Here is a 12,740-nt window from a genome sequence, read left to right on the forward strand (position 1 = left end):
CTCTACGTGCGCAGCCGAGATCAGGAGGTGAGCGCATGGACAACCCGTTGCGCGCACCCTGGCGCGCCGCACTCCGCATCGTCCTGCTGGGCGTCGGGACCCTCGCTGCCCTCGTGCTGCTGTCCCTGCTGCTCGGCGCGCGCCCGGCATCCGCCGCCACGACGGCCCCGGCTGCTGCCGAGCAGCGCGGACTCGTCGGCAACGTGGTCGAGGGCGTCGGTGGCACCGTGCAGGGGGTGACCGGCGAGGTCGGCAAGGTCGTCGGCGGCGTGACGGACCCCGTCCGCAAGGCCGTCGTGCCGGCACCCGCGGCAACGGCACCGGCACCTGCTCCCGCAGCCCCGGCACCGGCACCGGCACCGGCAGCATCGGCGCCCGCTCCCGCAGCCCCGGTGCCTGCCGCGGTCCCCGCCGCCCCTGCTCCCGCCGCTCCCGCGCCTGCCGCCCCGGCCCCGTCGAGCCCCGCTCCGGCGCCTGCCGCCCCGGCTGCCCCGGCTGCCCAGCCGACCACGACCACGACCGCCCGCGCGGCCGACCCGGCCACGCGCCCGGTGCGACAGGTCGTCGACCACGTGAGCACCGCCTCCCGTCCGGTCACCGACGCCGTCGCGAACGTCCTGCGTCCCGTCACGGGCACCGTGGAACACGTCACCGGCGTGCGCCCCGTGACCGCCGTCGTCGACACCGTCGACGACGTGGTCGGCAGCGTCCCGGTGGTCGGGACGGTCCTCGGCGACGACACCCTCGGCACCGTCACCGGTCCGGTCACGGGCCTGGTCGACGACACGCTCGGCTCGGTCGGCACGACCGTCGGCACCGTCCCCGCCGTGGTCGAGGGCGTCGTCCCGTCCGTCGGCGGCGCCCTGCCAGGAGGCACGGATCCCGTCGTCGACGTCCCCGCACTCCCGGTGGGCGGCGGCTCGAACCCGCCCGCCGGGCCCGTCCCGTCGGCGCCGGTCGCGAACGCACCCGTCCGGCCCGGAACCGTCGCCACGCAGGGCGCCACGGTGCCCACCGCACCCGCATCGGCGCGTGTCGTCGCCGCCGGTGCGGTGGGCGACCGCGCAGCCGGACTCCGGCCGTCGGTGCCGGTCGACGTAGCCGCCACGACGGCCACGGTCGGTCCGGTCGTCACGGCCGTCGATGTGCAGGACGCGACCCTCGGCGGACACGCGCTGCTCGTCCCCGAGGACGGCGAGGGCCACGGGCTCCCGTTCGACGGAGCCGACGCCGGCGTGCTCGGTGGCAGTGCCTCCTCGACCTCCGGCGGCGCAGCAGCCGTCGGCATCGTCGGCTCGACCGACGACATCGTCTCCCTCGCCGCGGGGTCTCGCGGCACGCTCTCCGACGACGCGGTCCCCGCATCGGTCGTCGGCGAGCACGACGTCGCCCCTGACTGAGATCGGTGCGCCTGTCCGCCACGGCAGGCACGCACACATCCCGGCTGCGTCCGCGGTCGGTGACGATCTCGATCAGGGAGCACGACCATGAACAAGTACGTCTCCAGAGGGCTCTGGTTCGCCCTCTTCGTCGGCGGGCTCACGCTCGGCGGCACGGCTGCGGCGAACGCGGCCACGACATCCGGTGCCGACGGCACCGTCTCGGGCACCCAGGTGGTGCCCTCCGTGGACGCTCCGGTGTCCCTCGGCGGCAACGCGATCGGCGTGCTCGGTGACGCGGTGTCCACCGTGACCGGCTCGGCCGGCGCTGCCCCGGCCCCGGCGGCTGCTCCGGCGCCCGCCGCCGTGTCCCCGAGCACCTCGGGCGAGGACGGCACACTCTCCGGCACGCAGGTGGTGCCGGACGTCGCAGCACCGGTGACGGTCGGGGGCAACGCCGTGGCCGTCGGCGGCGACGCGGTCTCGACGAGCGCCCCCGCGGCTGCCCCCGTGGCTGCTCCGGCTCCGGCCCCGGCGCCGGCGGCTCCCGCTCCGGCTCCGGCTCCCGCTCCGAGCACCTCGGGGCAGGACGGCACCGCCTCCGGCACCCAGGTCGCCCCGACCGTGACGGCCCCGGTGACGGTGTCCGGCAACGGCATCGGTGTCCTGGGTGACGGCACGTCGACATCGACCGCCCCCGCGGCGACGGCACCGACGACCCCGACGGCTCCGGCCGCCGAGGCCCCGGCAGCGCCGACCACCTCGGGCACCGACGGACTGCTCTCCGGCACCCAGGTGACCGGTCTGGTCGACGTCCCGGTGACGATCGGTGGCAACGGCATCGGCGTCCTCGGTGACGGCAGCTCGACGAGCACGGCTCCGGCCGCAGGCACGAGCACGGGCACCGGGACCGCCGCGGCGGCCGGTGGCTCGACCTCGGGTTCGGACGGGACGGCCTCGGGCACGCAGGTGTCCCCGGTGGTCTCGATCCCGGTCACGGTGGCGGACAACGGCATCGGACTGCTCGGGACGGGTACCTCGACGAGCACGGCTCCGGCCGCAGGCACGACCACGGGCACCGGGACCGCTCCGGCCGCCGGTGGTTCGACCTCGGGTTCGGACGGCACAGCGTCGGGCACGCAGGTCAGCCCGGTCGTCGCCGTCCCGGTCACCATCGGTGGCAACGGGATCGGCATCGTCGGTGACGGCACGAGCACCGGCACGACGGCTCCGGCCACCGGTACCGGCTCCACGACATCGACGACCGGCGGCACGACCTCCGGTGACGGCGGTCTGCTCTCCGGCACGCAGGTGACCCCCGTGATCAGCCTGCCGATCACCATCGGTGGCAACGGGATCGGCATCGTCGGTGACGGCGCCAGCACCACCCCGGGCACCGGCACCGGCACGGACCCCGGCACCGACCCGGGTACTGACCCCGGGACCGACCCGGGCACGGACCCCGGAACCGACCCCGGCACGGATCCCGGCACCGACCCCGGGACCGATCCCGGCACCGACCCCGGGACCGACCCGGGAACCGTCCCCACCGGGACGGACCCCGGAACCGGCACCGAGCCCGGCACCGTGACCACCCCCGTGGGTGTGGTCGACGTCGTCGAGCCGACCCGGGCCTCCACAGCTGGCGTGGCGACCACCACGACCGCCGCCACCAGCGGGGTCCGGACCAGCGCCGGGACCGTCGCGGCAGCCGCCGCGGCCGGTGACGGCCAGCCGGAGCTCGCGTACACGGGAGCCGGCTCGCCGGTCCTGCCGGCAGGGTTCGCGCTCCTGCTGCTCCTCGCCGGAGTCGGCACGCTCGTGCTCCGTCGCCGGCACTGACCGCCGGGTGATCGAGGGGCGTCACACCGTGGCGCCCCTCGTCACCATGCCCGGGGGCGCCGACGGGCCGTGCGCGTCGAAACGTGTGGGCGCATCGGATGCGTGTGCATGTTCCGACGGAACGCTCGTCGATCGACTCGTGCATCGTCGCAGTGCGGACGCCCGCCGCCGGACGCGGACGCCGGACACCGCGGGTGCCACGTGCTGACCGCGCCCCGGGGGAGACGCCCGGTTACGACGGCGCTCACGAGCAGAGCGCGGCCGTCAGCGGCCTGGGGTATCGTTCCGACTACGCAAGCGCTCCGGGGTCGGTGGAAATCCGAGCCGGTGGTGACAGTCCACGAACTGACGACGGGTGCGAACCCGCCAGATGTTGACCCGGTGGAATTCCGGGACCGACGGTGAAAGTCCGGATGGGAGGCGCGCTGGGCGGACAGGACGACCCCACGACCCGTGGGGTGCGACCCGTCCGTCGATGCCGACGATCGTCGAACGCCCCCGGAGTCCCGTTGAGAGGACACCAGTGTTCACCGGCATCATCGAGGAACTCGGCACCGTCACCGCCGTCGAGCAGCAGGGCGACTCCGTCGCGCTCACCGTGCACGGCCCCGTCGTCGTGCAGGACGCCCGGCACGGCGACTCGATCGCCACGAGCGGTGTCTGCCTGACCGTCGTCGAGCAGACCCCCGAGACCTTCACCGCCTTCGTCATGAAGCAGACCCTCGACATGAGCGCCCACGGCACACTCCGGGTGGGGGACCGCCTGAACCTCGAGCGCGCTGCGTCGGTCGGCGACCGCCTGGGCGGACACATCGTGCAGGGCCACATCGACGGCACCGCCGCGGTGCTCGAGACCTCCGACGGCGACGGCTGGCGGCGTGTGCGGTTCTCGCTCGCGCCGGCGCTCAGCCCGCTCGTGGTCGACAAGGGCTCCGTCGCGCTCGACGGCGTCTCGCTCACGGTCAGCGCCGTCTCCCCGGAGGACACCCACCCCGACGCCGCCTGGTTCGAGGTGAGCCTGATCCCCGAGACGCTCGAGGCCACGACGCTCGGGCTCCGTGTGCCGGGTGACCGGGTGAACGTGGAGACCGACGTGCTGGCCCGGCACGTCCGCCGCATGCTGCGGCTCGACGCCGCGGCGCAGTCCCTCGAGACCGCCGCGCAGCCGCTCGAGACCACCGGATCGGAGGCCCGGTGATGGTCGCCGAGGCCGGCACCGTCCCGCAGGCGCTCGGCTCGTCGAGCATCGAGACCGCGATCGCGTCGATCGCGGCGGGCCGCCCCGTCATCGTCGTCGACGACGAGGACCGTGAGAACGAGGGCGACGTCATCCTGTCCGCCGAGCTCGCGTCGCCGGAGTGGATCGCCTGGACGGTCGCGCACTCGTCCGGGTTCATCTGCGCGCCGGTCAGCACCGAGATCGCCGACGCGCTCGACCTGCCGCCGATGGTGGCGCACAACGAGGACGTCCGCGGTACGGCCTACACGGTCACCGTCGACGCGGCCGTCGGTGTGACCACGGGCATCAGCGCCCACGACCGCGCCCGCACCCTGCGGGTCCTCGCCGACCCGGACTCGGTGCGCGACGACCTGCACCGACCCGGCCACGTGGTGCCCCTGCGCGCCCGACCGGGTGGGGTCCGCGAGCGCGCCGGGCACACCGAAGCAGCGATCGAGCTCGTCACCGCGGCCGGACTCCGTCCCGCTGCGGCGATCTGCGAGATCGTCGACGAGGACGGCAGCATGATGCGACTGCCGGCGCTCGTCGCACTCGGGGCGCGCGAAGGCGTGCCCGTCATCACCATCGCTGCGCTCGCCGAGTGGCTGGACGCGGCAGACCGGGCGGCGGCAGCGACTGCCGCGCCCACGGAAGGAACGAAACGATGAGCGGAGCAGGCGCGGCGGACCGCGACCAGGTCGACGGCACCGGGATCCGGGTGGCCATCATCGCCGGACAGTGGCACGACACGATCGCTGCGGGACTGCTGGCCGGGGCGCAGCGCGAGGTCGAGCGGCTCGGGGCGACGGCCGACGTCATCCCCGTCCCCGGCAGCTTCGAGCTGCCCGTGGTCGCGAAGACCGCGCTCGGCGCCGGTTTCGACGCCGCGGTCGCGCTCGGCGTCATCATCCGCGGTGGCACCCCGCACTTCGAGTACGTCTCGGGCGCCGCGACGACCGGGCTGACGCAGGTCGCGATCGACACCGGCAAGCCCGTCGGGTTCGGTGTGCTCACCCTGGACGACGAGCAGCAGGGCCTCGACCGTGCGGGGCTGCCCGGCTCCAAGGAGGACAAGGGCGCCGAGGCCGCCCACGCCGCGATCAGCACCGCGGTGACGTTGCGGTCGCTGCGCGTCCTGGCCTGAGCCGCTCTCGGCCTGACGCTCCACGCAGAACGGCCCCGCACCGGTGAGGTGCGGGGCCGTTCTGTCTGCGCTCGTCGAGCGGCTGCGCCCGCTAGCGCTTGCCGAACACGTGGATCGGCAGGAAGAAGGAGAGGCTCATCAGGAGCACACCCGCCATGAAGACGAAGGCCTGGCCCGACTCGACCTGGAAGGCGAACCCGAACAGGTACATCGACACCAGCAGCAGCAGGATCGAGAAAACAGCGGCGATGACGCGGCCCACGGGATACCTCCGGGTGTCGACGAGTGGATCGTTCCCCAGTCTATCCCCAGCAGGGGGTGTGCCGGTTCACGCGCCGGGTCGGGTCGCGATCAGACGGTCGACGACGGCGAGCAGGGTCTCCATGTCGACGCTGCCGCGCTTCGGTCGGACCTCGCTCGCGGCCCCGAGTGAGGCCTGGTGGTACAGCCCGTCGCCGAGGAGCTTGACGGCCTGCGCGGTCGGCTCGTCACCCAGGGCGTCGACGAGTGTCGTGAGCCAGGCGTTCTCGGTGTCGTCGAGGGTGCGACCCGCCTCTTCGTAGCCGGCCTGCTGCAGGCGGCTCGCGGCGAGCAGGGCGAGGTCGAGCTCGCTGCCGACGAACAGGCAGTTGCGGACGAAGTAGCGCGCGGCGCCGTCCTCGGCGTCCTGCATGCGCTCGACGTCGATCGCGGACAGGTCCGACAGCCGTTCGCAGAGCCCCTCGACCAGGGCGGCCTTCGAGCCGAAGTGGTAGAGCAGCCCACCCTTCGAGACACCGGCGCGCGCGGCGACGGCGTCGAGGGTGGCGGGGCGCTCGCCCTCTTCGCACACGATGGCGACGAAGCTGTCGAGGACACGGTCGCGGGCACTGGCCATGCCGAGAGTCTAGGAGCAGTTCCCGGGGGCGCGGACGCCAGCACGGCCGCAGTCGCCGTGAACGCTCACGAAGTGCCGTGTGCCCGTTGCTGATCGCGCCCGCAGGGGCTACGGTCGGAGCGACCGTGAAGGTTCACGAGACGACAAGGATCCGCATGTCAGCGCAGACGGCGAACACCGCCACTACTCCGACCCCGACCACCACGGACCGCCCCGGGTGGGCCGTCCTCGGCCCCGGCGGCATCGCCCGACGCTTCCTCTCGCAGCTGCCCGCCAGCGGGGGCGTCCTGGTGGCGGCCGGCAGTTCCTCGACCGAACGCGCACAGGTCTTCGCCGACGAGGCTGCCGGGTACGGGTTCGCCGACGTGACCGCCGGCACCTACGACGAGGTCCTCGCCGACCCGCGCGTCGACGCCGTCTACGTGTCGACCGTGCACACCGGGCACGCCCGGCTCGTGCTCGCCGCACTCCAGGCCGGCAAGGCCGTGCTGTGCGAGAAGCCCCTCGCCGTGAACCACGGCACCGCGATGGCGCTGACCGATGCCGCTCGCCAGGCCGGCCTGCCGCTCGTCGAGGCGTTCATGTACCGCTTCCACCCGCAGACCGCGGCGCTGGTCGACCTGGTCCGCGACGGCGTGATCGGCGACGTGACCCACATCGACGCCTCGTTCGCGTTCCGGACGGGGGAGCGCACGGGGCGGCTGTTCGACGTCGACACCGCCGGCGGCGGGATCCTCGACGTCGGCGGCTACCCGGTGACGATGGCCGCGGCGATCGTGCAGGCCGCCACCGGGGTCGCGGTCGCCGAGCCCGTGGACCTCACCGCCACCGGCACGCTCGGACCGACCGGCGTCGACGAGTGGACGGTGGCGCAGCTCACCTACAAGGGCGGGGTCACGGCCTCGGTCCGCACCGGCGTCTCCGTGCAGGACGACAACGCGGTGTCGGTGTACGGCACGCGCGGCCGCATCGTCCTCACCGACCCCTGGACGCTCGGCGACGACCCCACGATCGAGATCCGCACGGTCGACGAACCCCCTCGTTCGCTTTCTTTCGCGGGAGAGCACCCCTACGCCCGAGAGGCCGACGCCACCACCGACGCCCTGCGTGCCGGTGCGGTCGAGGCAGCGCAGATGACCATCGACGAGACCCTCGCCACCGCGCGCACGCTCGACCGGTGGCGCGCGGCGATCGGCCTGCGCTACCCGTTCGAGGCCGAGTCCGCCGACATCCCGACGGTGTCCGGCCGACCGCTCGCCGTGCAGGACGGCAACCCGATGCGGTACGGCGAGGTGCCGGGGGTCGGCAAGCGGATGTCCCGCCTGGTGATGGGCGTCGACAACCAGCCCGACCTGGCCCACGCCAGCGCGATCTTCGACCTGTTCGTCGAGCAGGGCGGCAACGTCTTCGACACCGGGTACATCTACGGCGGCGGGGTGCTCGAGGGTCGGCTCGGGAAGTGGATCCAGAACCGGGGGATCCGCGAGGACGTGGTCGTCATCACGAAGGGGGCCCACACCCCGCACTGCGACCCGGAGTCGATCACCCGGCAGCTGCTCGAGAGCCTGGACCGACAGGGCACCGACTACGCGGACATCTACATGATGCACCGGGACAACCCGGACATCCCGGTGGGGGAGTTCGTCGACGTGCTCGACGAGCACCGTCGTGCCGGCCGCATCCGCGTCTACGGCGGCTCGAACTGGACCCCCGCACGCTTCGACGAGGCGAACGCCTACGCCCGGGCCAACGGGAAGCACGGGTTCGAGGTCCTGAGCAACCACTTCGGTCTCGCCGAGGCGTACGACGTGCCGTGGGACGGCTGCGAGCACGCGACCGACGCCGCGTCGAAGGCCTGGCTCGAGGAGCGCCAGGTCCCGCTGCTGCCGTGGTCGTCGCAGGCCCGCGGCTTCTTCACCGGCCGCGCGACGCCCGAGGACACCAGTGACGCCGAGCTCGTCCGCTGCTACTACTCGGACGACAACTTCGAGCGGCTCCGGCGTGCACGCGAACTCGGGGAGCAGTTCGGCGTCCCGGCGACGGCGATCGCCCTGGCGTACGTGCTCCACCAGCCGTTCCCGACGTTCCCGCTCTTCGGACCCCGTACGATCGCGGAGGCCCGGTCGTCCATGACCGGCCTCTCCGTCGACCTCACCCCGGAACAGGTGGCATGGCTGGACCTCCGCGCCTGACCCCGGGCGGCCGCGCGACGATCATCGACGTCGCCGCGGCCGCCGGGGTGTCCCGGCAGACCGTCACCCGCGCGATGAACGGCATGTCCGGCATCAGCGCGGCGACCAAGGACCGCGTGCTCCAGGCCGCGGCGGCGCTCGACTACCGGCCGTCGCGGTTCGGCCGCGGGCTCGTCACCGGCGGCGACCACCAGCTCGGACTCGTCGTCAACGACCTGCGGAACCCCTACGCCCCCGCGCTCGCGTCGGCGGTGCTCGGCCTGGCCGCCGCTCGCGGGTGGAACGTCATGCTCGCGGACGTCGGGCTCGCGAGCGACTCGGACCGGATGGTGGAGTCCCTCGGCGCGCAGACCGACGTCGTGATCGGCTACCTCGGGTCCCGGGCGCCGGAGTGGATCGAACGGCTCGGCTCGGTCCCCGTCGTCGAGCTCGACCCCTCGGGCCCGGTGACCCGCGCCGCGGTCCGGATCGACCCGACCGCCGCGATCGAGGACCTCGCCGACCACCTCGTCGACACCGGGGTGAAGCACCCCGTCGTGCTCGACGCCGCCGCCGACGGTGTGCCGAGCCAGCGGGGGGAGCGCATGGTCGCGGCACTGCGGCACCGCGGGTACCTGCCCGACCTCGTCATCGCGTCCGTGCCCACCGCCGAGGCCGGTGCCGAGCAGACCGAGCGGATCCTCGCCGAGCACCGCCGTGTGGACGCTGTCCTGGCGTTCAACGACGTCCTGGCCCTCGGCGTGCTGTCGGCCTGCCGTCGTGCCGGCGTCGACGTCCCCGGTGACGTCCGCGTGGTCGGTGTCGACGGCCTGCCGCTCGGCACGCTCGTCGCGCCGACACTCACCACGCTGGCCGTCGACCTGGACGAGGTCGCCGGCCAGGCCCTCGACCTCGCGCTCGGCATGCTCGCGGGCGAGCTGCCGCGCTCCGGCGCGGCCGTGGAGCGCATGGTGCGACACCGGTTGCTGCTCCGCGAATCGGCGTAGGTCCGGGAACGCGACCAGAGGACGGCCCGACGGCAGACGGCACGACCGCCACGGGCCTCCCGGCCGTCGTCAGTTGCACTTGCAACCAAAACCGTCCGGACGGTACACTAACGGAGTCCTGACGGGGCGCGTGTCCATCCCGCGTCCCGTCTCGTCTGCCCCACGTACCACCCGCCGTCGACCTGGTCCGGCTCGAAGTCCCAGGAGTCCGCCGTGTCCGCACTGCTCACCAGCCCCGTCGCCACCCGCGTCACCGGGAGCCGCGCCCGACGGTTCCTGGCGCTCGCCGTGCTCATGCTGCCGGTGCTGCTCATCTCGGTGGACAACACCATCCTGAGCTTCGCGCTGCCGTCGATCAGCCGCGCGCTGAACCCGGACGCCACCACGCAGCTCTGGATCGTGGACGCGTACCCGCTCGTGCTCGCCGGACTGCTCGTCGTCATGGGCAGCATCGGCGACCGGATCGGCCGCAGGCGGATCCTGGTGATCGGCGCGACCGGCTTCGCCCTGTTCTCGGTGGCCGCGGCCTTCGCGACCGACGCCTGGATGCTCGTCGCGGCACGGATCGCGATGGGGGTCTTCGGCGCGATGCTCATGCCAGCCACGCTGTCGATCATCCGCAACGTGTTCGTCGACGCGGGGGAGCGGCGGATGGCGCTCGCCGTCTGGTCGACGATGTTCGCCGCCGGCAACGCGCTCGGCCCGCTCGTCGGTGGCGCCCTGCTCGCGCACTTCCACTGGGGCAGCGTGTTCCTGGTCGCGGTGCCGATCCTCGTGCTCATGCTCGTCGGTGTGCCGTTCTGCGTGCCGGAGTCCCGCGACCCGCTGCCCGGGCCGGTCGACCTGCCGAGCATGTTCCTGTCCCTCGGAGCCCTCGCACCGATCGCCTGGGCCATCAAGTCCGTCGTGCACCCCGAGGAGCGGGGCCTCGCGATCGCCATGCTCGCCGTCGGTGTCGTCTGCGGCATCGCGTTCGTCCGCCGGCAGCTGCGGTCCCGCACGCCGATGCTCGACCTGCGGCTGTTCCGCAGCACGGCCTTCACCGGCAGCGTGCTGATGAACCTGGCGGCGATGTTCTCGCTCACCGGGTTCCTGTTCTTCATCGCCCAGCACCTGCAGCTCGTGGCCGGGCTCGATCCGTTCGCGTCCGGCGTCGTGCTGATCCCGGGGTCGGTGCTGACCATCGTCGCCGGGCTCGCGGTCGTGCCGGTCGTCGCCCGGGTCGCACCGCGGTGGGTCGTGTCGGTGGCGCTGCTGTTCTCGGCGGCGGCGTACGCCCTCGTCGCGGTCCTCGGACACCACGCGTCCATCGCGGCCCTGGCGTTCGCGTTCGTGCTGCTCGGCATCGGCATCGGGGCGTCCGAGACGGTGACGAACGACCTCATCATCTCGACGGCACCGGCGGACAAGGCGGGTGCGGCATCGGCGATGTCCGAGACGGCGTACGAGATCGGTGCCGTGCTCGGCACCGCGGTCCTCGGCACGATCCTGGCGACGACCTACCGGGCGCACGTCGTGGTGCCCGACGGGTTGTCTTCGTCGGCGCACGTCGCGGCACAGGAGACCCTCGGTGGCGCGGTCGCCGCGGCCGGTCAGCTCGGTGGTGGCGCCGGGCAGGCACTGCTCGAGTCGGCACGGGCGGCGTTCGACTCCGGCGTGACGATCACCGCGGGCGTCGCGGCGGTGCTCATGGTCGTGGCGGCAGCGGGTGCGCTCGTCATGCTCAAGCGCCGCTGAGCGGGCGCGGAGTCGTCGCCACGGCGCGCCCGGCCGTCCCCGAACCTGTGAATCGTTGACCTCAACCAGGGTTCAGGTCATACGTTGGGTGACAGCCGCCGAGTGACGGCAGCCCCTCCCGAAGGAACGACCACGATCACCATGCCCGACGAAGCACCGGCCACCATCGCCGACGTGTACAAGTCCGCGTTCCGCGGGCACCCTGCCGGCGTCGCCGTCATCACGGCCGAAGGCCCGGACGGACCGACCGGCCTCACCGCGTCGAGCGTCGCGAGCGTCGCCGTCGACCCACCCGTCCTCGTCTTCTCGCTCTCCACCAACTCCGGCTCGGCCGGGGTCGTGCTCGGTGCGCCGATCTTCGTCGTGCACCTGGTCGACTCCCTCGGGGTCGCACTGGCCAAGCGCTTCGCCTCGACGGGCAGCCCGGCGGCCGACGACCCGATCTGGGGCACCCTGCCGTCCGGCGACCGCTACCTGCCGAGTGCGGCGAGTGCCCTCCGCTGCCGACCGCTGTCGACGACCCCGATCGGCAGCTCGACCGTCGTCGTCGCCGAGGTGCTCGACATCATCGTCGGCGCCGACCGTGGCGAGCCGCTGGTCTACCACAACCGGGAATTCCACTCCCTCACCGATCGTTCCCGGCTCTCGTGAGCCGCGGAGCCGCGTCCACAACCCACTGATCGAAAGGACCTCACATGGCTGAGTACACCCTGCCGGAACTGCCGTACGACTACGCCGCGCTCGAGCCGCACATCAGCGGCAAGATCATGCAGCTGCACCACGACAAGCACCACCAGGCCTACGTCACCGGTGCCAACACCGCGCTGCAGCAGCTCGGTGAAGCCCGTGAGTCGGGCAACTTCGGTGCGATCAACAAGCTCGAGAAGGACCTCGCGTTCCACCTCGGTGGTCACGTGAACCACTCGATCTTCTGGACCAACCTCGGTCCGGACACGAAGGTCCCCGAGGGCGAGCTCGCCGCGGCGATCGACGAGTTCTTCGGTTCGTTCGAGCAGTTCCAGGCGCAGTTCGCCGCCGTCGCGAACGGCATCCAGGGCTCCGGCTGGTCCGTGCTGGCCTGGGACACCGTGGGCCAGAAGCTCACCACGTTCCAGCTCTTCGACCAGCAGGGCAACATCCCGTTCGGTCTCGTCCCGATCTTCATGCTCGACATGTGGGAGCACGCCTTCTACCTCGACTACCTCAACGTCAAGGCGGACTACGTCAAGGCCGTCTGGAACATCGTCGACTGGGAGAACGTCGCCGCTCGTTTCGAGAACGCGAAGTCGCAGCGGTTCGTCACGCTCTGATCCGCGTCGGCGGGTCGCCACGGTGACGACCTGACGAACGGGAGGCACGGTGCC

At 72.8% G+C, this 12,740-nt stretch carries 12 protein-coding genes and 1 riboswitch; of the genes, 10 read left to right on the plus strand and 2 right to left on the minus strand.

Annotation, left to right across the window (positions count from 1 at the left end):
• The first annotated feature begins 35 nt into the window (after window positions 1–35).
• The 5 genes from H489_RS38550 (at window position 36) to ribH (ending at window position 5,584) form a co-directional block, all read left to right on the plus strand.
• Window positions 36–1,400 carry a hypothetical protein gene (locus H489_RS38550; RefSeq protein WP_031260468.1) on the plus strand — a complete coding sequence of 455 codons (1,365 nt, stop codon included), beginning with the start codon at window positions 36–38 and terminating at the stop codon, window positions 1,398–1,400.
• Between the two features lie 87 nt (window positions 1,401–1,487).
• Window positions 1,488–3,221 carry a hypothetical protein gene (locus H489_RS38555; protein WP_020381116.1) on the plus strand — a complete coding sequence of 578 codons (1,734 nt, stop codon included), beginning with the start codon at window positions 1,488–1,490 and terminating at the stop codon, window positions 3,219–3,221.
• Between the two features lie 294 nt (window positions 3,222–3,515).
• Window positions 3,516–3,650: riboswitch (FMN riboswitch) on the plus strand.
• Window positions 3,651–3,744: 94 nt separating this feature from the next.
• The gene (locus H489_RS35065) at window positions 3,745–4,419 is read left to right on the plus strand and encodes a riboflavin synthase (protein WP_017888556.1); all 675 of its coding nucleotides are present in this window, start codon (window positions 3,745–3,747) and stop codon (window positions 4,417–4,419) included.
• A complete protein-coding gene (gene ribB / locus H489_RS35070) occupies window positions 4,419–5,108 on the plus strand; it encodes a 3,4-dihydroxy-2-butanone-4-phosphate synthase (protein WP_017888557.1) in 690 nt (229 codons plus the stop codon). The genes H489_RS35065 and ribB overlap by 1 nt, the downstream gene beginning before the upstream one ends.
• Window positions 5,105–5,584: a 6,7-dimethyl-8-ribityllumazine synthase gene (gene ribH, locus H489_RS35075; protein ID WP_017888558.1), complete on the plus strand. Its 480-nt coding sequence runs from the start codon at window positions 5,105–5,107 to the stop codon at window positions 5,582–5,584. The genes ribB and ribH overlap by 4 nt, the downstream gene beginning before the upstream one ends.
• A gap of 91 nt (window positions 5,585–5,675) precedes the next feature.
• Here the strand turns inward: ribH and H489_RS38410 are convergent, their stop codons facing one another.
• Window positions 5,676–5,846, minus strand: a complete 171-nt coding sequence (locus tag H489_RS38410; protein WP_017888559.1) for a hypothetical protein — start codon at window positions 5,844–5,846, stop codon at window positions 5,676–5,678.
• Window positions 5,847–5,912: 66 nt separating this feature from the next.
• Window positions 5,913–6,461: a TetR/AcrR family transcriptional regulator gene (locus H489_RS35080; protein WP_017888560.1), complete on the minus strand. Its 549-nt coding sequence runs from the start codon at window positions 6,459–6,461 to the stop codon at window positions 5,913–5,915.
• 155 nt (window positions 6,462–6,616) lie between these two features.
• Between H489_RS35080 and H489_RS35085 the strand changes: the two genes are divergently transcribed.
• From H489_RS35085 to H489_RS35105, 5 genes are all read left to right on the plus strand, one after another.
• A complete protein-coding gene (locus H489_RS35085; RefSeq protein WP_017888561.1) occupies window positions 6,617–8,653 on the plus strand; it encodes an aldo/keto reductase in 2,037 nt (678 codons plus the stop codon).
• Window positions 8,632–9,639 carry a LacI family DNA-binding transcriptional regulator gene (locus tag H489_RS35090; RefSeq protein WP_017888562.1) on the plus strand — a complete coding sequence of 336 codons (1,008 nt, stop codon included), beginning with the start codon at window positions 8,632–8,634 and terminating at the stop codon, window positions 9,637–9,639. The genes H489_RS35085 and H489_RS35090 overlap by 22 nt, the downstream gene beginning before the upstream one ends.
• A 213-nt stretch (window positions 9,640–9,852) precedes the next feature.
• Window positions 9,853–11,376: an MFS transporter gene (locus H489_RS35095; RefSeq protein ID WP_017888563.1), complete on the plus strand. Its 1,524-nt coding sequence runs from the start codon at window positions 9,853–9,855 to the stop codon at window positions 11,374–11,376.
• A 141-nt stretch (window positions 11,377–11,517) separates the two neighbouring features.
• Window positions 11,518–12,027, plus strand: coding sequence for a flavin reductase family protein (locus H489_RS35100; RefSeq protein WP_017888564.1), 510 nt, complete (start codon window positions 11,518–11,520; stop codon window positions 12,025–12,027).
• 44 nt (window positions 12,028–12,071) lie between these two features.
• On the plus strand, window positions 12,072–12,686 hold the full coding sequence (locus tag H489_RS35105; protein ID WP_017888565.1) for a superoxide dismutase: 615 nt from the start codon (window positions 12,072–12,074) through the stop codon (window positions 12,684–12,686).
• The last annotated feature ends 54 nt before the right edge of the window (window positions 12,687–12,740 follow it).

This window comes from Curtobacterium flaccumfaciens UCD-AKU (genome assembly GCF_000349565.1).
Classification (GTDB): domain Bacteria; phylum Actinomycetota; class Actinomycetes; order Actinomycetales; family Microbacteriaceae; genus Curtobacterium; species Curtobacterium poinsettiae.

Coding starts and splice junctions, on each gene's coding strand:
- H489_RS35080 (WP_017888560.1), bottom strand. CDS start 6,461: ATGGCCAGTGCCCGCGACCGTGTCCTCGACAGCTTCGTCGCCATCGTG.
- H489_RS38550 (WP_031260468.1), top strand. CDS start 36: ATGGACAACCCGTTGCGCGCACCCTGGCGCGCCGCACTCCGCATCGTC.
- ribB (WP_017888557.1), top strand. CDS start 4,419: ATGGTCGCCGAGGCCGGCACCGTCCCGCAGGCGCTCGGCTCGTCGAGC.
- H489_RS35100 (WP_017888564.1), top strand. CDS start 11,518: ATGCCCGACGAAGCACCGGCCACCATCGCCGACGTGTACAAGTCCGCG.
- H489_RS35105 (WP_017888565.1), top strand. CDS start 12,072: ATGGCTGAGTACACCCTGCCGGAACTGCCGTACGACTACGCCGCGCTC.
- H489_RS38555 (WP_020381116.1), top strand. CDS start 1,488: ATGAACAAGTACGTCTCCAGAGGGCTCTGGTTCGCCCTCTTCGTCGGC.
- H489_RS35085 (WP_017888561.1), top strand. CDS start 6,617: ATGTCAGCGCAGACGGCGAACACCGCCACTACTCCGACCCCGACCACC.
- H489_RS35090 (WP_017888562.1), top strand. CDS start 8,632: ATGGCTGGACCTCCGCGCCTGACCCCGGGCGGCCGCGCGACGATCATC.
- ribH (WP_017888558.1), top strand. CDS start 5,105: ATGAGCGGAGCAGGCGCGGCGGACCGCGACCAGGTCGACGGCACCGGG.